The organism is Sphingobium naphthae, from assembly GCF_043589935.1.
Taxonomy (GTDB): Bacteria; Pseudomonadota; Alphaproteobacteria; order Sphingomonadales; family Sphingomonadaceae; genus Sphingobium; species Sphingobium naphthae_A.
Map to the genome: position 1 here is coordinate 1,170,575 of NZ_CP171454.1, position 19,288 is coordinate 1,189,862.

General features: G+C 64.1%; 19 protein-coding genes. 12 read left to right on the forward strand and 7 right to left on the reverse strand.

All coding sequences use genetic code 11. The features are described 5' to 3' along the window. Positions 1 to 43: 43 nt before the first annotated feature. Positions 44 to 445: a M67 family metallopeptidase gene (locus tag ACGGKE_RS05750; protein WP_394440845.1), complete on the reverse strand. Its 402-nt coding sequence runs from the start codon at positions 443 to 445 to the stop codon at positions 44 to 46. Between the two features lie 17 nt (positions 446 to 462). Between ACGGKE_RS05750 and ACGGKE_RS05755 the strand changes: the two genes are divergently transcribed. The 3 genes from ACGGKE_RS05755 to ACGGKE_RS05765 all read left to right on the forward strand — a co-directional run bounded on the left by ACGGKE_RS05755 (position 463) and on the right by ACGGKE_RS05765 (position 3,245). After that, positions 463 to 1,416, forward strand: a complete 954-nt coding sequence (locus ACGGKE_RS05755) for an RluA family pseudouridine synthase (RefSeq protein WP_394440847.1) — start codon at positions 463 to 465, stop codon at positions 1,414 to 1,416. 75 nt (positions 1,417 to 1,491) lie between these two features. After that, positions 1,492 to 2,403 (forward strand): RNA polymerase sigma factor RpoH, encoded by a 912-nt coding sequence (rpoH, locus tag ACGGKE_RS05760; RefSeq protein ID WP_228166992.1) that lies wholly within the window; start codon positions 1,492 to 1,494, stop codon positions 2,401 to 2,403. A 209-nt stretch (positions 2,404 to 2,612) separates the two neighbouring features. Continuing rightward, positions 2,613 to 3,245, forward strand: a complete 633-nt coding sequence (locus tag ACGGKE_RS05765) for a glutathione S-transferase family protein (protein ID WP_394440849.1) — start codon at positions 2,613 to 2,615, stop codon at positions 3,243 to 3,245. Positions 3,246 to 3,359: 114 nt separating this feature from the next. On the opposite strand, the gene ACGGKE_RS05770 is transcribed toward ACGGKE_RS05765, so the two are convergent. Next, positions 3,360 to 4,097, reverse strand: a complete 738-nt coding sequence (locus ACGGKE_RS05770; protein ID WP_394440851.1) for a Bax inhibitor-1 family protein — start codon at positions 4,095 to 4,097, stop codon at positions 3,360 to 3,362. A gap of 122 nt (positions 4,098 to 4,219) precedes the next feature. On the opposite strand from ACGGKE_RS05770, the gene thpR reads away from it, so the two are divergent. Continuing rightward, a complete protein-coding gene (thpR, locus tag ACGGKE_RS05775) occupies positions 4,220 to 4,777 on the forward strand; it encodes an RNA 2',3'-cyclic phosphodiesterase (RefSeq protein ID WP_394440853.1) in 558 nt (185 codons plus the stop codon). A gap of 16 nt (positions 4,778 to 4,793) precedes the next feature. On the opposite strand, the gene ACGGKE_RS05780 is transcribed toward thpR, so the two are convergent. Next, a complete protein-coding gene (locus ACGGKE_RS05780; RefSeq protein WP_394440855.1) occupies positions 4,794 to 5,342 on the reverse strand; it encodes a superoxide dismutase family protein in 549 nt (182 codons plus the stop codon). Positions 5,343 to 5,544: 202 nt separating this feature from the next. Here ACGGKE_RS05780 and ACGGKE_RS05785 point away from each other — a divergent pair, with 202 nt between their 5' ends. Together ACGGKE_RS05785 and trmFO are read left to right on the forward strand one after the other, a co-directional pair. Beyond that, positions 5,545 to 7,137 carry a hypothetical protein gene (locus ACGGKE_RS05785; RefSeq protein ID WP_394440857.1) on the forward strand — a complete coding sequence of 531 codons (1,593 nt, stop codon included), beginning with the start codon at positions 5,545 to 5,547 and terminating at the stop codon, positions 7,135 to 7,137. Between the two features lie 97 nt (positions 7,138 to 7,234). Further along, positions 7,235 to 8,578, forward strand: coding sequence for a methylenetetrahydrofolate--tRNA-(uracil(54)-C(5))-methyltransferase (FADH(2)-oxidizing) TrmFO (gene trmFO / locus ACGGKE_RS05790; protein ID WP_394440859.1), 1,344 nt, complete (start codon positions 7,235 to 7,237; stop codon positions 8,576 to 8,578). A gap of 48 nt (positions 8,579 to 8,626) precedes the next feature. Here the strand turns inward: trmFO and ACGGKE_RS05795 are convergent, their stop codons facing one another. Together ACGGKE_RS05795 and ACGGKE_RS05800 are read right to left on the reverse strand one after the other, a co-directional pair. Further along, positions 8,627 to 9,091, reverse strand: a complete 465-nt coding sequence (locus ACGGKE_RS05795; protein WP_394440861.1) for an EF-hand domain-containing protein — start codon at positions 9,089 to 9,091, stop codon at positions 8,627 to 8,629. Positions 9,092 to 9,137: 46 nt separating this feature from the next. Further along, positions 9,138 to 9,791 (reverse strand): hypothetical protein, encoded by a 654-nt coding sequence (locus ACGGKE_RS05800; RefSeq protein WP_394440863.1) that lies wholly within the window; start codon positions 9,789 to 9,791, stop codon positions 9,138 to 9,140. Positions 9,792 to 9,947: 156 nt separating this feature from the next. On the opposite strand from ACGGKE_RS05800, the gene ACGGKE_RS05805 reads away from it, so the two are divergent. From ACGGKE_RS05805 to ACGGKE_RS05830, 6 genes are all read left to right on the forward strand, one after another. Then, on the forward strand, positions 9,948 to 11,930 hold the full coding sequence (locus ACGGKE_RS05805; RefSeq protein WP_394440865.1) for a pilus assembly protein TadG-related protein: 1,983 nt from the start codon (positions 9,948 to 9,950) through the stop codon (positions 11,928 to 11,930). Further along, entirely contained in the window at positions 11,927 to 12,526 is a 600-nt protein-coding gene (locus ACGGKE_RS05810) for a TadE/TadG family type IV pilus assembly protein (protein ID WP_394440867.1), read from the forward strand. Before ACGGKE_RS05805 ends, ACGGKE_RS05810 begins: the two co-directional genes overlap by 4 nt. Next, complete coding sequence (locus tag ACGGKE_RS05815; protein WP_394440869.1) at positions 12,523 to 13,185, forward strand: TadE/TadG family type IV pilus assembly protein; 663 nt, start codon at positions 12,523 to 12,525, stop codon at positions 13,183 to 13,185. Before ACGGKE_RS05810 ends, ACGGKE_RS05815 begins: the two co-directional genes overlap by 4 nt. 294 nt (positions 13,186 to 13,479) lie before the next feature. Continuing rightward, on the forward strand, positions 13,480 to 15,360 hold the full coding sequence (locus tag ACGGKE_RS05820; RefSeq protein WP_394440871.1) for a pilus assembly protein TadG-related protein: 1,881 nt from the start codon (positions 13,480 to 13,482) through the stop codon (positions 15,358 to 15,360). Beyond that, a complete protein-coding gene (locus ACGGKE_RS05825) occupies positions 15,357 to 15,938 on the forward strand; it encodes a TadE/TadG family type IV pilus assembly protein (RefSeq protein WP_394440873.1) in 582 nt (193 codons plus the stop codon). Before ACGGKE_RS05820 ends, ACGGKE_RS05825 begins: the two co-directional genes overlap by 4 nt. Next, positions 15,938 to 16,588 (forward strand): TadE/TadG family type IV pilus assembly protein, encoded by a 651-nt coding sequence (locus ACGGKE_RS05830; RefSeq protein WP_394440875.1) that lies wholly within the window; start codon positions 15,938 to 15,940, stop codon positions 16,586 to 16,588. The genes ACGGKE_RS05825 and ACGGKE_RS05830 overlap by 1 nt, the downstream gene beginning before the upstream one ends. 54 nt (positions 16,589 to 16,642) lie before the next feature. Here ACGGKE_RS05830 and ACGGKE_RS05835 read toward each other — a convergent pair whose 3' ends face one another. Beyond that, a complete protein-coding gene (locus tag ACGGKE_RS05835) occupies positions 16,643 to 18,022 on the reverse strand; it encodes a pyruvate dehydrogenase complex E1 component subunit beta (RefSeq protein WP_394440877.1) in 1,380 nt (459 codons plus the stop codon). Beyond that, entirely contained in the window at positions 18,022 to 19,098 is a 1,077-nt protein-coding gene (gene pdhA / locus ACGGKE_RS05840; protein ID WP_394440879.1) for a pyruvate dehydrogenase (acetyl-transferring) E1 component subunit alpha, read from the reverse strand. The genes ACGGKE_RS05835 and pdhA overlap by 1 nt, the downstream gene beginning before the upstream one ends. Between the last annotated feature and the right edge of the window lie 190 nt (positions 19,099 to 19,288).

Consider the following 19,288-nt stretch of genomic DNA (forward strand, 5'->3'; position numbering starts at 1 on the left):
GCCGGCCGTTGCCGCGATGCAAGCCCGGCTCGCCGCCTTTCCTTCACCTTGCGTCGAGCATCGCTTCGGTGAAGCGCACCGCCCCGTCCTCACCGGCGCCCGTGATCCACGCGCGCATGTCGTCGCCCGCCACGATCAGCCAGAGCGTGCCATCGGGCATCGCGCACGCCGCGTCGGTCGGCGATGGCGCCGCGACGCCGGACGGATGGGAATGATAATGGCCGATCACCGCCGGCCCGCCCGCGCGCGCAGCGCGGTGGGCGGCGATGAGCGTGGCAGGGTCCAGTTCGAAATGGCGCGCGGGTTCGGACGCGACATTGGCGGCGGGCAGGATCGCGTCGATCCGCCGCCCCGCGCCCAGCAGCAGTCCGCAGACTTCATTGCCGTCGGTCACGCACAAGGCCCTGATTTGTTCCAGCACGGCTCTTGTTATTTCGACCTTCATTCCTATGTCTCTAGTCCATGGTCCCGGGGGATTCCATCATCGAAGCGACGATCGGCGAGGCGCAGCACGGGCTGCGGCTGGATCGGGCGCTCGCGGATCTTTTGCCCGACCTGTCGCGCGAGCGGCTGAAGGCGCTGATCGGCGAAGGGCAAGTCCGCTCTTCGGCCGGCGGCAAGCTGACAGGATCGATGAAGGTCGTCGAGGGCCAGCAATTCGCCATCACCCTCCCCGCCCCCGCGCCGCACGACACGGTGGCGCAGGATATTCCGCTGACGATCGTGCATGAGGATGCGGACCTGATCGTCGTCGACAAACCCGCGGGCCTGGTCGTCCACCCGGCCGCCGGCAATCTGGACGGCACGCTGGTCAATGCGCTGCTGCACCATTGCGCCGGGCGACTGTCCGGCATTGGCGGCGTGGCGCGGCCCGGCATCGTTCATCGCATCGACAAGGATACATCCGGGCTGCTGGTCGTTGCAAAGACTGACAAGGCTCATGAAGGGCTGGCTCGGCAGTTCAAGGACCATAGCATTGATCGGGCATATGCGGCGATCGCCTATGGCCATCCGGTGCCTGCAGCGGGCACGGTGGACAGCTGGATCGCGCGGTCCGACGCCGATCGAAAGAAAATGGCGGTTCATCGGGAAGGGCGCGGCAAACATGCCGTCACCCATTATCGCACGATGGAGCGTCTGCGCGGCGCGGCGCTCATGGAATGCCGGTTGGAAACCGGCCGGACACATCAGGTTCGCGTCCACATGGCGCATATTGGCCACCCCTTGATCGGGGACCAGGTTTACGGTAGAGAGAGAAAAGGTTTCAAATCAATACTGGAAACGCTGAGTTTCAAACGTCAGGCATTGCACGCAAAAACGCTGGGGTTCATACATCCGGTGACGGAAAAACCTCTCACGTTCCATAGCGCACTGCCTATCGATATGCAGGAACTGTTAAGCGCGCTCCACGTATAGGTTTCAACATATTTGCGACGGCGCCTGAGACGCCTCTTCTGGGTCCCGCCGCGCATGAAAGGGAAAGGTGACGACATGGCCAAAAGCAATGTCCCCGCGGTTCCGGCGCTGGGCGGTGAAGCCAGCCTCAACCGCTATCTGTCTGAGATCCGCAAGTTTCCGCTGCTCACGCCCGAGCAGGAATATATGCTGGCGAAGCGCTATCAGGAGCATCAGGACCCTGAGGCGGCGGCGCAGCTGGTGACGTCGCATCTGCGCCTGGTGGCCAAGATCGCGATGGGCTATCGCGGCTATGGCCTGCCGGTCAGCGAATTGATCAGCGAAGGCAATATCGGCCTAATGCAGGGCGTGAAGAAGTTCGAGGCCGATCGCGGCTTCCGCCTGGCGACCTACGCCATGTGGTGGATCCGCGCTTCGATCCAGGAATTCATCCTGCGGTCGTGGAGCCTGGTCAAGATGGGCACCACGGCGGCGCAGAAGAAGCTGTTCTTCAACCTGCGCCGGATGAAGAACAATATCGAGGCGTTCGAGGATGGCGACTTGCGCCCCGAGGACGTGACCAAGATCGCGACCGATCTGGGCGTCAGCGAGGACGACGTCATCTCGATGAACCGTCGCATGGCGATGGGCGGCGACACGTCGCTCAACGTGCCGATGCGCGAGGATGGCGAAGGCCAGTGGCAGGATTGGCTGGCCGACACCGATCCATTGCAGGACGAGCGCGTGGCCGACGAGCAGGAAAAGGTGCTGCGCCACGACATGTTGGTCGAGGCGATGGACGATTTGAACGATCGCGAAAAGCATATCCTGGCCGAGCGCCGCCTGGCCGAGGAGCCCAAGACGTTGGAAGAATTGTCCCAGGTCTATGGCGTCAGCCGTGAGCGTGTTCGCCAGATCGAGGTGCGGGCGTTCGAGAAGCTGCAGAAGGCGATGATGCGAATCGCCGGCGGCCGGCTCGACAAGATGGCGCGGCTCGCCAGCGCCTGATCCCTACCCCTTCCCAAGCAGAAAGCCCCGGAGCGATCCGGGGCTTTTTTTGTGTGCCCGCGTCACCCGGCGGGGGCGGCTTGCTGCCCATGTCCGCCTGATCGAGGGGGCGCATCATCGCGCCGGCGGGCGTGATGAGATGCAGGCGGGTGGCGCTACGCCCAGGATTGCGTCATCCTGCAGCCCTCATGACGGAAGGAGCCGCCACCATGCCCCTCGACCTCATCTTCTACACCAATCCCATGTCGCGCGGGCAGATTGCCCGCTGGATGCTGGAGGAGGTGGGCGAAGCCTATGAAAGCGTGATCCTCGACTATGGCGAGGCGGGCATGAAGTCCGCCGATTATCGCGCCGTCAACCCGATGGGCAAGGTTCCCGCCATCGTTCATCGCGGCCAGGTCGTCACCGAATGCGCGGCGATATGCGCCTATCTGGCCGATGCCTTTCCGGCCGCCAACCTGGCGCCGCCGCCCGACCAACGCCATGCCTATTATCGCTGGCTCTTCTTCGCCGCCGGTCCGGTGGAGGCCGCAGTCACCAACAAGGCGCTAGGCTTCATCGTGCCGGAAGGACGCGAGCGCATGGCGGGCTATGGCAGCTTCGACGACACGATCGACGCGCTGGAAACGGCCGTAGCGGGGGACCAGTGGATTTGCGGCGAGCAATTCACCGCCGCGGACGTCTATGTCGGATCGCAGATCGACTGGGCCCTCAGCTTCAAATCCATCCCCTCCCGCCCCCGCTTCGAATCCTATGTCGCGCGACTGCGCGACCGACCCGCCTACAAGCGGCAGAAGGAGATCGATAACGGGCTGATCGCGCAGATGCAGAAGCCGGAGTAGGCGCGAGGGCCTCCGATCGCCGGCCGCGCGCTGAGCCGTCGATGCGCGCGGCATAGCAAAAGGCCCGGCGGGACGATCCCGCCGGGCCTTGCCTATCTCGCCCGAGAACCGCGATCAGTCGCGGCTGCCGCCCATGAAGCGCAGCAGGAACAGGAACATGTTGATGAAGTCGAGATAGAGGTTCAGCGCGCCCATCACGACCGACTTGCCCATCATGTCGGTGCCCGCGACATGCGCGTAGATGCTCTTGATCTTCTGCGTGTCATAGGCGGTGAGGCCCGCGAAGAGCAGCACGCCCAGGAAGCTGATCACCAGATCCATCGCGCTGGAGCGCAGGAACAGGTTGATGAGGCTGGCCACCAGAAGGCCAACGACGCCCATGATCAGGAAGGTGCCGAAGCCCGACAGATCCTTCTTGGTGGTGTAGCCCCACAGGCTGAGGCCCGCAAAGGCGGCAGCGGTCGCGAAGAAGGTCTGCGCGATCGACGTGCCGGTATAGACCAGGAAGATCGACGAGAGCGACAGGCCCATCACCGCGGCATAGGCCCAGTAGAGCGCCTGCGCGGTCGCGGTCGACAGCCGGTTGATGCCGAAGCTCAGGACCATCACGAACGCCAGCGGCGCGAACATGATGACATATTTGAGGATGCCCGGGCCAGCGAGGATCTGGTAGGCGAGGCCGCTGGACGCGAACAGCAGCGCGACGATGCCGGTGAGCAGCACGCCACTCGCCATATAATTATAGACGGAAAGCATGTAGCGGCGCAGCCCGGCGTCGAACGCCTCGCCGCGTGCGGTGGTGGCGTTGCCATAACCCGCAACGCCGGAACGGGGGTCGGACCAGTTGGCCATGAAAATCATCTCCTTTGCCGGCATGGTTCGCCGGTGCCTTCATTATCGGCGCTTCGGCCCGCGACTTCAAGCCAAACCGGATCGGCCATGGCACATTGGCGGGACTCATCTATATCGGCCCCATGCATCGCCTGTTCGTCGCCATCCGCCCGCCCGCCGCGATCCGATCCCTGCTGCTGTCGCTGAGCGGCGGGGTGGAAGGCGCGCGATGGCAGGATGATGCGCAGCTGCACCTCACGCTACGCTTCATCGGCGAGGTCGATCGGCATCGCGCCAACGACATCGCCGACCTGCTGGCCGGCATCCGCTTCGCGCCGTTCGACGTGCGGATCGAAGGCGTGGGCAGCTTCGATCGCAAGGGGGTGGTCGATACGCTGTGGGCTGGCGTCCAGCCGCGCGATTTGCTGGCGCAGCTGCATCGCAAGATCGACCGGGCCTGCGTGCGCGCGGGGCTGGCGCCGGAGGGTCGCACCTATCTGCCGCATGTCACGCTGGCGCGTTTCGGCAGGAGCGGCGGGTTAGTGGACGGGTTCCTGGCGGTCCATGCGGGTCTGTCGAGCCCCGCCTTCCGGGTCGATGGCTTCAGCCTCTTCGAAAGCCGGATCGGGCATGACGGCGCCCGCTATGAAGCGGTGGCCGACTATCCTGGCGAGGGCGGGAGCGCGGCCCCCGCCCTCTGAACTGGCCCGGGCTTCGTCAACCAGCCTTCAGCACGCCACAGGCGACGCGCCCGCCGGCATTGCCCGCCGGATCGCTCTTATTGTCGTCGGCCTGCGCATGAATCACGACCGCGGCGCCATCGGCATCAAGCAGCGGCATCGACCCGCCCTGGATCATGCCGCCGGGCACGACATATTCCATCTCGCCCGCGCCGTCCGAGCCCGCGAGCATGTTGGGCATGTCGCCCATATGCTTGCCGGCCGGATTATCCTTGCCATGTTCGCGCCCGGTCGGGTTCCAGTGGCCGCCTGCGCTGGTAAAATCCGGCGGGGTGCACTGGCCGGTGGTGTGGATGTGGACCGCATGCATCCCGGGCGTCAGCCCCTGCACCTTGATCAGCACATGCAGGCCGTCGGCCGCCTCGGTCACGGTCGCGGTGCCGCGCGCGCTGCCGTCGCCCGCCATCAGGCTGGTGCTGGCCACGGGCGCTTCGGCCGGCGGAGCGGAAGCAGAGGTGCTGGTGGTGGCGCATGCGGACAGGGCAGCGCCAAGCGGCAGGGCGAGCAGGATGGGGGTGATCTTCATCGGCAATTCTCCCGGGGAAAGCACGAAATCTACTTCGCGAACGCGGCACGCCGCTGTTTGTTGCCGATGCGAACCGATTTGTCACTTTGCTTCCGCAATGCCAGCTCGTCTCGTCCATAGGCAGCACCTATGCCCATGGCCAAAAACGCTATTTGACCCGATCGACCTGGCTTTGAATAAGCGGCGTCAAGGAGAGAGATCGATGACGCGTGACGCGAGTGTCCTGGCCTTGGCCCTGTTGACGGCGACCATGCCGGCTGGCGGCGTCCAGCCGTTCACCACTATCCCGCCTGCCAGTTCTTCGGGGCTGCGGCTGGATGCGGCAACGCTTCCCCTGCTCACCGAAACCGATCCACGCTTCCAATCCTATAACATCGAGATGCTGGAGGTCGTGGGCGGCGCCTTCTGGAAACCCTATGACAGCGATCGTGCTGCGCAGCCTGAGGATGATGCCGGTCACGGCGGCATTTCCGCGACCGCTTATCAATATCGTCCGCCGATCGATTTTTCCAGTCGACGCTTGATCGCGCTGGCGCGTGCGCTCGGCCCTGCCTATCTGCGCGTCAGCGGCACCTGGGCCAACAGCATCTATTTCTCTCAGGACGAAACACCTTCCGATCAGCCACCCCCAGGCTTCAAGAATATACTGAGCGCAAAGCGCTGGCGGGCCGTACTCGACTTTGCCCGCAGCGTTGACGCGGAGATCATCACCTCCTTCGCTATCAGCCCAGGCACGCGGAACGCCGCAGGCGATTGGATGCCCGATCAGGCGCGCCGATGGCTGGCCTTCACCCAGCGGAGTGGGGGCCGGATCGCCGCAGCCGAATTCATGAATGAACCGTCCATGGCTGGCATAGGCGGTGCGCCCAAGGGCTATGACGCCGTCGCCTACGGACACGACTTCAAGCGTTTCAAGGCGTTGATGGACGACCTTTCGCCCACCACCATCCTGCTGGGCCCCGGCTCTGCGACCGAAACCCCACGCCCCTGGGGCATGCCGCCCCACCTGCCCGGCGCGATCGCCACCCCGGACCTGATGGCTGCCGCTGGTCCGGGCGTCGACGCCTTTTCATACCATCATTATGGCGCAGCGTCGCTGCGCTGCGCAGGCGCGCGCCTGCCGCAGACCAGGATCGAAGACGCGCTGTCAGAGGAATGGCTAGGCCGCACCATCGAAACCTATGACCATTATGCCGCGCTGCGTGATCGCTATGCGCCTGGCAAACCGGTCTGGCTGACCGAAAGCGCGGACGCCGCCTGCGGAGGCAATCCGTGGAGCGGCAGCTTCACTGACAGCTTCCGTTATCTCGATCAACTGGGGCGCCTTGCCCGCGCGGGCGTGAAGGTCGTCGCGCACAACACATTGGCCGCCAGTGACTACGCCCTCCTTGATCCTCGGGACCTTACACCCAAGGCCAATTACTGGGCCGCCTTGCTGTGGCACCGGCTCATGGGGAGCAAGGTTCTGGACAGCGGCGTGCCCATTCGGATGGGCATGCACATCTATGCGCATTGCCGGCCGGAAGGACATGGTTCCGTGTCCCTGCTCATCATCAACAATAGCGACCGCGCGCGCTTGGTGATCGACCTGCCGCATGACGGCCGACGCTATACCCTATCCGCGCCCACGGCTGGACAAGGCGCGCTGTTGAACGGCACGATATTGGCGCTGGGAGCGAGCGACCGGTTGCCGCCGCTCACCGGAAGCGCCCGGCCCGCAGGTCTGGCGTCCTTTGCTCCCCGCACGATCAGCTTTATAACGATGCCCCGAGCCAACAATCCGGCCTGCCGCTGACCACTCCGACCAGCTTAATCCTTGCTACGCTCACCGATATGCCCCACTGGCGGGCGCCACCAATCCATCTACGAAGAGTGCGAAGTCAGGCGAAGTCATGCCCCATTATCAGGTTCACATCATCGGCGGCGGGCTCGCCGGGTCGGAAGCCGCCTGGCAGCTGGCGCAGGCTGGTATCCGCGTCCGCCTGTCAGAAATGCGCGGCGCGGGGGACATGACGCCGGCGCACCAGACCGAGGGGCTGGCCGAGCTGGTCTGCTCCAACAGCTTCCGGTCTGATGACGCCGACAAGAATGCCGTCGGCCTGCTGCACCAGGAAATGCGGCGGCTGGAGTCGCTCATCATGGCAAGCGCCGAGCCCGCGAAAGTGCCCGCCGGGTCTGCGCTCGCCGTCGATCGCCATGTCTTTTCCGACGCGGTCACCCGCGCCCTGGCCGAGCATCCCAATGTCGAGATCGTGCGCGAGCGGATCGACACGCTGCCGACCGAGGGCATGACCATCGTCGCCACCGGGCCGCTGACCGCGCCGGCGCTTGCCGACAGTATCGGCCAGGTGGCGGGGATGGAGCATCTCGCCTTTTTCGACGCGATCGCGCCGGTCGTCCATGTCGACAGCATCGACATGGACCAGTGCTGGATGGCCAATCGTTGGGACAAGATCGGCCCGGGCGGCGGCGAGGGCAAGGATTATATCAACTGCCCGATGGACAAGGACCAGTATCAGGCCTTCGTCCAGGGACTGCTGGACGGCGAGAAGACCGAGTTCAAGCAATGGGAGGCGAACACTCCCTATTTCGAAGGCTGCATGCCGATCGAGGTGATGGCGTCGCGGGGTCCGGAAACGCTGCGCCATGGACCGATGAAGCCGATGGGCCTTGACAATCCGCGCACGGGCCGCTGGCCCTATGCCGTGGTGCAGTTGCGGCAGGACAATGCGTCGGGCACGCTGTGGAACATGGTCGGTTTCCAGACCAAGCTGAAGCATGGCGCGCAGGTCGAACTGTTCCGCACCATTCCCGGCCTGGAAAAGGCGGAGTTCGCGCGGCTGGGCGGGTTGCACCGCAACACCTTCATCCAGAGCCCCAAGCTCCTCGACCCGACGCTGCGGCTGAAGAGCGCACCGCACATCCGCTTTGCCGGGCAGATGACGGGGTGCGAGGGCTATGTCGAAAGCGCGGCGATCGGGCTGCTGGCCGGGCGGTTCGCGGCCGCCGAGCTGCTGGGCCGCGCGCTGGCTCCGCCGCCCGCCGATACGGCGCTGGGCGCGCTGCTGGGCCATGTGACCGGCAATGTGGCGACGGCCGACTATCAGCCGATGAACGTCAATTTCGGCCTGTTCCCGCCGCTGGACGAGGTCAAGAAGAAGCAGCGCAAGGAAGCCTATACCGCCCGCGCCCGCGCGTCGCTGGGCGCGTGGATGGGCGAGATGGAACTGGCCTGAGGTTCATTCGAAAGCAGGAGCTACGGCGGCGACGTCTTCCGCGCCAGCCTAGCATTTGCATTTCGGCTTGGGCAATCGTTGGGGGGCGGTCGTGGCGAATTCGGCGGGTGTCAGCTTCCCGTCCTTGTCACCGTCCGCCGCGCCGAAGCGATCCGATGTGGCGACGGCCCATTCCTCGAAGGAGAGGAGATTGTCGCCGTCCTTGTCGAGGCCCTTGAAGGCCTTGGTGCGGCTGCCCATCATTTCCAGCCGGGTGATGACGCCATCGCGATCCCGGTCGTAGCGGGCAAAGCGCTTCTGCTCGCGCGTTTCGGGGCGCGCCTGCGCCGGCATGGGCGGCGGCTTGCCCTTTGCGTCGGGATCGCCCTGCGGCAACGGCTCGATCGCGGGCGGTGGCGGCGGGGCGGCGGTGAGCTGGGGCAAGGGCGTCTGGCCCGCACGGCTGGACCACCAGAAAAGGCCGCCCGCCACCAGCAGCAGCGCCGCCATGCCGCCCGCCAGCAGTCGCCCCATGTCCGCCCTCCTCCGCCTGATCCCGGCGGCAGCTTAGCCCGAGGCGTCAGCGTCCCACAAGCGCGATCCGCAGCAGCCGCAATGCCAGTCCGCGGGGCATGCCGCGCGGCGCGCCGCGGCGCGCCAGCACATCCTGCCGCGCAAGGGTGAAGGCAATGCGCAGCGGCCGCCATGCGCTGGTCCAGCGCGCATCGGCAACCAGCGGCAATTGGGCCCGGGCGAGCGTCAGCGCCGCGTCCGCCAGCGCTGCATCCTCGACATGGCCGGCCAGGTCCCACAGCGCCCATACCTGCCCCGCGGCGGTCAGCCAGTCGGGTGCGGCGTCCTGCCGCGCGAGCGCGCGGAAGAGGCCGCCGCCGCGCCCGGCCGCATAGTCGCGCAGACCCTGGGCGTCGATCTCCTCCTCCACCACCAGCACTTCCCAGCCGTCGATCATCGCGACCAGGCCGGGCGCCGCCATGGCGCCGGTGGCGCGCAACGCGTCGACTACGGGCTCGCCCTGCCCCTTCAGACCGGCGTCATCCTCCATCACGTCATTCCACCAGGCGAGGCGCATCTGCCCGATCGCGCGCTCACGCGTCGTGCGCGCGATCCCGGCCAATCGCCCATCATAGGCCCAGATCGCCCGGTGCCGCGCGGCATCCGCGCCGGCATGGCCAGACAGCAGCAGCGGCAGCGGCGGCAGCGACGCGTCGGTCATGCCGAAACGGACATGATGCGGCCATTGCGGACCAGGCTGGTTTGAGAGTTTTTAACCATTTTCCTCTTACACATTCTAACTAGTGCGCCCGCATAGGCGTACTGCCCAGCCTTGATGTGGGGGGCCGACGGGCGCGACATGAGTGATTGCGGAGTAATGGGCAAGACCAACGAGCATCTTCGGGGTTTCATGAGCCGCCTGGCGCGGAGCCAGAAGGGCAATGTGATAGCGATCGTGGCGGCGGCCATCATCCCGCTCGCGGCGCTGATCGGCGGCGGGCTGGACATGGGCCGCGCCTATATGGCCCGCGCACGCATGCAGCAGGCCTGCGACGCCGCCGCTCTGGCCGGACGCCGGGCGATGACGACGTCGTCCATGACCGCCGCCAACATCACCGAAGCGCGCAAATTCTTCGACTTCAACTTTCCCCAGGGCACGTTTCAGGCGGCGGCATTCTCGCCCGTGATCCGCAGCAAGCCGGGCGAGACGACCACCGTGCAGGTTACGGCGTCCACCACCCTGCCCACGACGGTCATGAAGATTTTCGGGTACCAGACGCTGCCGCTGTCGGTGACGTGCGAATCGCGGTTCGACATCGGCAATACCGACATCATGCTGGTGCTCGATACCACCGGGTCGATGGCCTATTCCATTTCCGACGGCAAGGGCGGCACGACCACGCGCCTGGCGGCGCTCAAGCAGGCGGTGAAGGATTTTTACGACACGCTGGGCGCGGGGTCGAACAGCACCGGGCGCATCCGTTACGGGTTCATGCCCTATAGCTCGACGGTCAATGTCGGATACCAGTTGCCGTCCAGCTATCTGGTGGGCGGTATCAGCGGCGAAACCTGGGATTATCAGACGCGGCGGCGCTACATCAGCAGCTACAACAGCTCGACGAACAATGGCAGCTGGACGAGGATCTCCGGATCGACAACCAGCGGCAGCGGTCAGGATTCCGACCGGTCAAATTGTCCAAGCGTTCGCGCCGATACAGTAAACCAGACATCGAGCACGACGATGGGGAATCCGACGACTGCGTCCGACGGGACGATCACGACAACGAGCACCGAAACCCGCACGACGACCGGGATCGATTACACCACTGGAAACTGCTATACATCCAGCAACCGCTACCGTCGCGACTGGACGTCCGTAACCTACAACAGCTATGTTGAGCGGCGGACCGTTACCACGACACAGACGCCGGTGTGGAGCTGGGAATATCGCCAGTGGCCGTGGGACGTGTCCGCCTATATCACCGGCAATGCGGTGCCCAATCCCGCCTATCACAGCAGTTCCACTCAAGACTCGAGCGGCAACACCGTCGCGTCCACATCAACCTGGGCCGGCTGTATCGAGGAGCGGGACACCGACAGCAGCATCACGTCCAGCACCGCGACCAGCAGCACGCCATCCAATGCGCAGGACCTCAATATTGACGCCATCCCCGATCCTGCGCAGAAGGGCAGCAAATGGCGCCCGCATTGGCCCGATGTCGAATTCACGCGCAGCAATTCCTCGACCGGCACCTGGCTCAATACATCGTCGCGAGTCAGCGGCGGGTGGAACGCCTGCCCCAGCCAGGCGCGCCGGCTGACCAGCTACGCCAGCCGGACGGCGACCCCGACCGGCCAGTCGAGCAGTTTCGACAGCTATGTGAACGGGTTGATCGCCGTCGGCGGCACCTATCATGACATCGGCATGCTGTGGGGTGCGCGCTTCCTGTCGCCGACCGGCATCTTCGCGAGCGACAACGCCAACGCGCCCAACGGCTTCAACATATCACGCCATATCGTCTTCATGACGGACGGCGACATGAGCGCCTATCAGCAGGTCTATGGCGCCTATGGCTTTCAGCAATTGGATGCGCGCGTCGCCTCGGGCAGCACCAGCGACAGCAGTCTGACGGCTATCCACAACACGCGGCTGCAGATGCTGTGCAACGCGATCAAGGCGAAGGGCATCACCATCTGGGTCATCGGCTTCCGCAACCAGTCGGAAGGCGACATCCAGACGCCGCTGCAGAATTGCGCCACCAGCGCCAATCACTGGACCATGGCCTATACCGCTTCGGCGCTGAGCCAGAAGTTCAAGGATATCGCCAAGAATATCGGCGGCCTGCGCGTGTCGCGATGATCGGAGGCATCGCTACCCTGCTGGCCCGCTTGCGCCATGACGCGCGGGGCGTGACGTTGCTGGAGTTCGGACTGATTTCGCCCGCGCTGATCCTGACCATCATGGCGATCGGCGATTTGGGCTATCGATCCTATCTGCATGCGGTGGCGCGGGGCGTGCTGGAAAAGGCGGCGCGCGCGGCGTCGGTCGGCACGCTCACCGGCGCGCAGTTCGACGCCTATATCACGCAGCAAATGGCGACGATCACCGCCCGCAACGCCACCCCGCCAAGGATCGTCAAGAAAAGCTATTATAATTTTTCGCGCGTGGGCAAGCCGGAGAAGATCACGTCCGACACCGCGCCGCTCGGCACCTATAACAGCGGCGATTGCTACGAGGACGCCAATGGCAATGGCAGCTTTGACGCGTCGGCGGGAGGCACGGGCCTCGGCAGCGCGGACGACATCGTCTATTATGAAGTGACGGTGTCGCAGCCGCGCCTGTTCCCCATGGCCAAGCTGATGGGGTGGAGCGCTACCCAGTCGGTCACCGTGTCCACCATGGTGCGCAACCAGCCCTGGGCCAATCAGACCACGCCTGTGATCCGCTGCTCATGAGGAATATCCCGCCGCTCCACCCTGTCATGCGCCGGCTGGGCCGCGACGAGCGCGGAGTGGCGCTGATCGAGTTCGCCATCTCGCTTCCGGTGCTGCTGATCCTATGCATGTTCGGGCTGGAGGCCGCGAACCTGGCGCTCACCCATCTGCGCATCAGCCAGATGGCAATGCTGGTGGCTGACAATGCCTCGCGCGTGCGCACGTCGATCGACGAGGCCGACGTCAACGAGATCATGATCGGCGCGAACCAGTCGACCCAGTCGCTCGGGCTGCAGGCCAATGGCCGCATCTTCCTGTCCGACCTTGAGCCCAATGGCCTCACCGGGTCGAAGGAAGGGCAATATATCCGCTGGCAGCGATGCTGGGGCAATGGCGCCTTCACGTCCAGCTATGGCGTCGCGGGCAATGGTCAGACCGATGCCAGCATGAAGGACGGCATGGGTCCGGGCACGACCGCCGCGACCAAGGTCAAGGCGATGAGCGGCACCGCCGTCATGTTCGTAGAGGTCGCCTATCGTTACCAGCCGATCGTCAGCGACGAGATTTTCGGCCCCAAGATCATCCGCTACACCAGCGCCTTCAACGTGCGCGAACGGACCGACCAGGCGATCAAGAATGCCGGCAACCTGTCGGCCGCCAACACCGCCCGCTGCACCTGACGGCGCAAGAGCGACCTGCCCCAGACGGCTTACGGGCGCGATGACCATGCGGCCCTACTAAATACGCAGGCGCCGCCACTAATCCTCATTCTCCATTACCAACGCGCCCAGTTCTCGCGACCGAGGCGACGCGTCCGAAGGTCTTTCGATCCGAAGACGCGGCGCTTCTTCGCGCCCTGCGATGAAGCCGCCCACCAATGCCGCAGCGCACCAAGAAAAAATTAGGGATTTTGCGCCATATTGCAGAACATTACACGAGAACGGATCAATATGCACTTGCTCAGTCGGAAGTTGATGGGGGGAGCCGGCAGCCTCTGCAGGATAATCGGACCGCACGCCAGGCGACTGGTAGCGGATCGCCGAGGTTCGACGCTTGCGCTGATGGCCGCCGGGCTCATTCCCGTGATCGCGGCGCTGGGCGCTGGCGTCGACGCCGGACGGCTCTATCTGGTCAAGTCGCAGCTCCAGGCCGGGGTCGATGCCGCCGCGCTGGCGGGGGCGCGCGCCTTCGCCGTGACGGACAATTCGCCCGCCGCCCGCAATAAACAGGCCGAAGCCTATTTTTACGGGAATTTCACGGCCGGCTATATGGGCGTGAGCAATCTGGAGCTGATCCCCGATTTCCAGACCGTCAGCGGGATCAACGTAACGACGGTCACCGCCCGCGCGCGCGTGCCGATGACGTTCATGCGCATATTCGGCTTTGCCCCCCGCACCATGCAGGCGGTGGCCAAGGCCGAGCTTCAGCCGCGCCCGCTGGAAGTCATGGTGGTGCTCGATGACACCGGGTCCATGAAAGACAATTTGTCGGGTGGGCGGACCCGCATGGTGGCGCTCAAGGAAGCGGCAACCGATTTCGTCGAAATCCTCCATCAGGGCGCGTCAAGCCGCCGCGACCTCGCCCTGGGCTTCATCGGCTATGACGTCACGGTGAATGTCGGCAATCTGTTGCCGAGCACTGCGGTGAACAAGATTGAAGGCTTTAACAGCTTCACCGCAGCATCGGCGCACGGCTTGTCCATCCCGAATCACGCCAGCGGCAATTACCTGGCCTGGAAGGGCTGCGTGATGGCCGATACGACGGTGAAGGATGTCAGCAGCAACCGGCTGACGTCCGAAGCCGGCGCATGGGACCTGGTCCGGTCCCTGCCGGGCGAGGGCAGCCATCCGCGCGTGGACCCTTATTTCGTTCCGCCCATGTATGTGCCCAACGCCACTTCGAACACGGGCGCCAACACGCCAACAAGCAGCTATTATAATAGCTACAACTCTGAACCGGGCAACAATCTGTATCGCATCGACAAATCTTCATATGGTGATGCAGGCGCGGACTATCTGGCCAACACCGAACTGTATCGCCAATATTTTTACGACTATTATATCGGCCTCAACAATGGCGACGCCAACAAAAGCGATGACGTTATCCGGCGCAGGGATGGAAGCTATTACACGCCGTCAGCCGCCAATCGCGCGGCCAATGACTGGTATGTGGATTGGAAGCGTATTCCCAATTATTACAGCAGTTCGCACTGGAAGGACCCTACCAGTTCGAGGGTGAACCCGCTGGGTGGTTCGACGGCATCCGGCAGCGCCAACACCACGCCGATGCCGTCGCCCAACTGGCAATGCCCCGAAGAGGCGATGCCCGTCGTCTATGGTCGGAGCAAAAGCTCCTATCTCAGCCATATCACCAACCAGCATGGCGCCATCTATCCCGCCAACGGCACGATCCACCATGCCGGGTTGCTATGGGGCTATCGCCTGCTGGTGCGCGACGATGTCTTCACCCGCACCAATCCGACCAATGAAAGGCCGCGTCGCGCGCTCGTCTTCATGACCGATGGCCTGAACGAGATCGGCGAGTCGCAAAATGGCTATCTGGACCGCACCTTCACCTGGTACGGCCGCTGGACCGACCTGCGCATCTCGGCGAACCAGTCCAATACGGAAACCCAGATGCTTCGCCGGTTCGAAAAGACCTGCGCCAATATCCAGCGGGAAACCAACCCGCCGGAAATCTACATCATCGCGCTGGTCGCCAACAGCACCGCGATCAACACCGCGTTCAACAATTGCGCGCCGGGCCGCGTCTATCGCACCAGCAGCACGGATGAGCTGCGCCGCGCCTTTCAGGACGTGGCGGCCGAACTTGTGGACTTGCATCTGATCCAATGAGACATTTACGCGCCCTCATCAAAAGCCAGGCCGGTCTTTCGACGGTCGAGTTCGCGATCCTCCTGCCGGCGTTGCTGACGCTGATCTGCGGTTCGATCGAACTGGGACATATGCTCTTCGCGCGCGTGGTGCTGGAAGGCGCCATGACGGAAGCCGCGCGCATCTCGACCGCGTCCATGGAAACCGCAGAGGCGCAGCGCACTGCGATCATGGAAGAGAGTATCGAGCAGGCGATGCGCTTCTTCCCCCTCGCAGCCGGGGCGCACGTCGGCGTGGAGACCACCGTCTACAGCGACTTCAGCAGCGCGCATCCCGAAACCTATGAGGACGCCAACGAGAACGGCCAATATGATCTGGGCGAAACCTATGTGGACCGCAATGCGAACGGCAAATGGGATGCCGCATCGCCCATATCTGGAACCCTCGGCGGGCCGGGGGATGTGGTAAGCTATACCGTCCACTTCCCCAAGCGCATCCTGTTCGGCTTTCTGGGCATGAACTGGCTGATGGGCGACCGCATCACGCTGAACGCGACCACGGTGGTGCGCAACGAATCTGTCGTGCGGAGGACGTCCTGATGCGCATGCGCCGCTTGCTGACACGGCTGGCGACGGATCGGTCGGGCGTCGCGCTGATCGAATTCGGCCTCGCCCTGCCGCTGTTCCTGGGCTTCGTGCTCGCCGGGATCGAAATGGCCAATTATGTCATGGCTAACAACCGCACCCAGCGCCTTGCCACCATGGCGGCCGACCTTGTCGCGCAGAGCGGCGCCGGCGCGATCGGCGCGAGCGAAGCGCAGATTTACGACCTGTTTTCCGCACTGGACCTGACGGCGCAGCCGTTCGACCTGCGCAATGATGGGCGCATCGTCATCACCGCGGTCAAGGGCACCGACCAGAATGCGGACAGCAAAGTCGAAAGCCGCATCCTGTGGCAGAGGTTCGACGGCCACTATGTCGTGACGCCCGAAGTGGGCTGCAACCAGACCACCAGCCTCGCCACCCTGCCCGACAACCGGACGATGGCGCTGGACGAGCTGCTGTTCCATGTCCAGGTCACCTATCGCTACCAGCCGATCTTCAGCAGCGTGCCGTTCCAGATGCTGTCGCTGCCGGTCGATTTCTCGCGGCACGCCATGTTCCGCGCCCGGTCCACCCAGTTCCAGACGCCGACCGCCGATACGCGCTTTCCCCCCAAGACCAAATGCGCGTCCGTCACCGGGTTGTGACGAAAAAAGGGCGGCCCCGACGGGACCGCCCTCTCTGACTGGCCTGGAAGCCCTTTACTTGTAGCAGACCTTCTTGGCCGCTTCTACCACGCGGGCGGCGTCGATCAGCGCCGCTTTTTCCAGGTTGGCCGCATAGGGCAGCGGCACATCCTCATTGGTGACGCGCAGCACCGGGGCGTCAAGATCGTCGAAGCCCTTCTCCATCACGACCGCCGCGATTTCCGATGCGATCGAACAGGTCGGCCAGCCTTCCTCGACCACCACGATGCGGTTGGTCTTCTTGAGGCTTTCGAGCACGGTGTCGGTGTCGAGCGGACGCAGCGTGCGCAGGTCGATGACTTCCGCGTCGATGCCCTCGCCCGCCAGCGTCTCGGCAGCTTCCAGCGCGACGCCGACGCCGATCGAATAGCTGACCAGGGTCACGTCCTGGCCCGGCTTCATGATCCGCGCCTTGCCGATGGGCAGGACATAATCGTCCAGCTTGGGCACGTCGAAGCTGCGGCCATAGAGCAGTTCATTTTCCAGGAAGACGACCGGGTCTTCGGACCGGATCGCCGCCTTCATCAGCCCCTTGGCATCGGCTGCGTCATAGGGCGCGATCACGATCAGGCCCGGGACCGATGCATACCAGGGGCCGTAATTCTGGCTGTGCTGCGCGCCGACGCGGCTCGCCGCGCCATTGGGGCCGCGGAACACGATCGGGCAGCGCATCTGGCCGCCCGACATATAGTTGGTCTTGGCCGCCGAGTTGATGATGTGGTCGATCGCCTGCATGGCGAAGTTGAACGTCATGAACTCGATGACCGGACGCAGGCCGCCCATAGCCGCGCCCGTGCCGACGCCGGCGAAGCCATATTCGGTGATCGGCGTGTCGATGACGCGGCGGGGACCGAATTCGTCGAGCAAGCCTTGGGTCACCTTGTACGCGCCCTGATATTCGGCGACTTCCTCGCCCATCACGAAGACGCGCTCATCCTTGCGCATTTCTTCGGCCATGGCGTCTCGCAGCGCCTCGCGCACGGTCGTCTTGACGAATTCGGTGCCTTCGGGGATCGCGGGATCCTGCACCGTCGCCTTGACATCGGCGGCCAGCTTGGCAGTGCCGCTTTCGGCCTTCTTTGGCGCGTCGGGCGCCGCTTGCGGGGCGGCCGGGGGTGCGCTTTCCTCGGCCTTGGGCGCAGCAGCCTCGCCGCCCTCGCCCGCCATTTCAGCGATGACGGTGCCGACCTTTACGCCCTCGGTGCCCTCGGCGATCATGATCTTGCCGATCTTGCCTTCATCGACGGCTTCGAATTCCATCGTCGCCTTGTCGGTCTCGATCTCGGCGAGGATGTCGCCGGACTTGACCTCATCGCCTTCCTTCACCAGCCACTTGGCCAGCGTGCCCTCTTCCATCGTCGGCGAGAGCGCCGGCATCTTGATTGCGATACCCATTAATATTGCTCCACCAGCACGTCGGTATAGAGTTCAGCCATGTCCGGTTCGGGCGAGGTTTCGGCGAAATCGGCCGCCTCGCTCACGGTCTTGCGAATATCCTGGTCGATGACCTTGATCTCGTCCTCGCTGACGCCGGCCTCGATCAGATATTTCTTCACGCCCTCGATCGGATCGCTGTTGTCGCGCATGGACTGCACTTCCTCGCGCGAACGATATTTGGCCGGGTCGGACATGGAGTGGCCGCGATAGCGGTAGGTCTTCATTTCCAGCAGGATCGGGCCGTTGCCGCCCTGCACCCATTTGAGCGCTTCCTCGGTCGCGCCGCGCACGGCGAGCACGTCCATGCCGTTGACCTGAAGCCCCGGGATGCGAAAGCTTTCGCCGCGGCGATACAGCTGATCCTCGGACGAGGCGCGGTTGACGCTGGTGCCCATGGCATATTGGTTGTTTTCGATCACGAAGATGATCGGCAGCTTCCACAGCTCGGCCATGTTGAAGGCTTCATAGACCTGGCCCTGGTTGGCCGCGCCATCGCCAAAATAGGCGACGCACACGCCGCCATCACCATTATATTTGTGCGCGAAGCTCAGGCCCGCGCCCAGCGACACCTGCGCGCCGACGATGCCATGACCGCCGTAGAATTTATGCTCGACGCTGAACATGTGCATCGAACCGCCCTTGCCGCGCGAAATGCCGGCTTCGCGGCCGGTCAGTTCGGCCATGATGACCTTGGGATCGATGCCATAAGCGAGCATGTGGCCATGATCGCGATAGCCGGTGATGACGCTGTCCTTGCCGGGCTTGAGCGCCGACTGGATGCCGACCGCGACCGCTTCCTGACCGATATAGAGGTGGCAGAAGCCGCCGATCAGGCCCAGGCCATACAGCTGGCCGGCCTTTTCCTCGAAGCGGCGGATGAGAACCATCTGCCGGTAGAATTCCAGCAGCTCTTCCTTGCTGGCCTCATAATCGGTGGGCGTTTCGGGGCGCGGCCGATTATGGTCCGCTCCTGCGGCGGGTGCAGCCGCCTGTGCCTTTGCACTCGAAGCACGCGGCGTTGTTGGTTTCGCCAAGGCTCTTATCCTTTTGCGTGGGTAGGATGGAAGGAAGGCCGATATAGCGATAGCGTTGCATATATTGCAACTGCGGACGCTGGGGAATCCGGCCAGAACCAATAGGTGCGAGGGTAAATTTATGCCCTCTCCGAGCCTAACGCGTTTCCGCTTGCGGAAGGTAGGGTAGCAAAATTGCCGGGCAGCTATT

Excerpts from the sequence above, each read along its gene's own strand:
- thpR (WP_394440853.1), top strand. The coding sequence starts at position 4,220 with ATGCATCGCCTGTTCGTCGCCATCCGCCCGCCCGCCGCGATCCGATCC.
- ACGGKE_RS05765 (WP_394440849.1), top strand. The coding sequence starts at position 2,613 with ATGCCCCTCGACCTCATCTTCTACACCAATCCCATGTCGCGCGGGCAG.
- ACGGKE_RS05795 (WP_394440861.1), bottom strand. The coding sequence starts at position 9,091 with ATGGGGCGACTGCTGGCGGGCGGCATGGCGGCGCTGCTGCTGGTGGCG.
- ACGGKE_RS05750 (WP_394440845.1), bottom strand. The coding sequence starts at position 445 with ATGAAGGTCGAAATAACAAGAGCCGTGCTGGAACAAATCAGGGCCTTG.
- ACGGKE_RS05800 (WP_394440863.1), bottom strand. The coding sequence starts at position 9,791 with ATGACCGACGCGTCGCTGCCGCCGCTGCCGCTGCTGCTGTCTGGCCAT.
- ACGGKE_RS05835 (WP_394440877.1), bottom strand. The coding sequence starts at position 18,022 with ATGGGTATCGCAATCAAGATGCCGGCGCTCTCGCCGACGATGGAAGAG.
- ACGGKE_RS05825 (WP_394440873.1), top strand. The coding sequence starts at position 15,357 with ATGAGACATTTACGCGCCCTCATCAAAAGCCAGGCCGGTCTTTCGACG.
- ACGGKE_RS05810 (WP_394440867.1), top strand. The coding sequence starts at position 11,927 with ATGATCGGAGGCATCGCTACCCTGCTGGCCCGCTTGCGCCATGACGCG.
- ACGGKE_RS05780 (WP_394440855.1), bottom strand. The coding sequence starts at position 5,342 with ATGAAGATCACCCCCATCCTGCTCGCCCTGCCGCTTGGCGCTGCCCTG.
- ACGGKE_RS05820 (WP_394440871.1), top strand. The coding sequence starts at position 13,480 with ATGGGGGGAGCCGGCAGCCTCTGCAGGATAATCGGACCGCACGCCAGG.
- ACGGKE_RS05815 (WP_394440869.1), top strand. The coding sequence starts at position 12,523 with ATGAGGAATATCCCGCCGCTCCACCCTGTCATGCGCCGGCTGGGCCGC.
- trmFO (WP_394440859.1), top strand. The coding sequence starts at position 7,235 with ATGCCCCATTATCAGGTTCACATCATCGGCGGCGGGCTCGCCGGGTCG.
- rpoH (WP_228166992.1), top strand. The coding sequence starts at position 1,492 with ATGGCCAAAAGCAATGTCCCCGCGGTTCCGGCGCTGGGCGGTGAAGCC.
- ACGGKE_RS05805 (WP_394440865.1), top strand. The coding sequence starts at position 9,948 with ATGGGCAAGACCAACGAGCATCTTCGGGGTTTCATGAGCCGCCTGGCG.
- ACGGKE_RS05830 (WP_394440875.1), top strand. The coding sequence starts at position 15,938 with ATGCGCATGCGCCGCTTGCTGACACGGCTGGCGACGGATCGGTCGGGC.
- ACGGKE_RS05755 (WP_394440847.1), top strand. The coding sequence starts at position 463 with ATGGTCCCGGGGGATTCCATCATCGAAGCGACGATCGGCGAGGCGCAG.
- ACGGKE_RS05785 (WP_394440857.1), top strand. The coding sequence starts at position 5,545 with ATGACGCGTGACGCGAGTGTCCTGGCCTTGGCCCTGTTGACGGCGACC.
- ACGGKE_RS05770 (WP_394440851.1), bottom strand. The coding sequence starts at position 4,097 with ATGGCCAACTGGTCCGACCCCCGTTCCGGCGTTGCGGGTTATGGCAAC.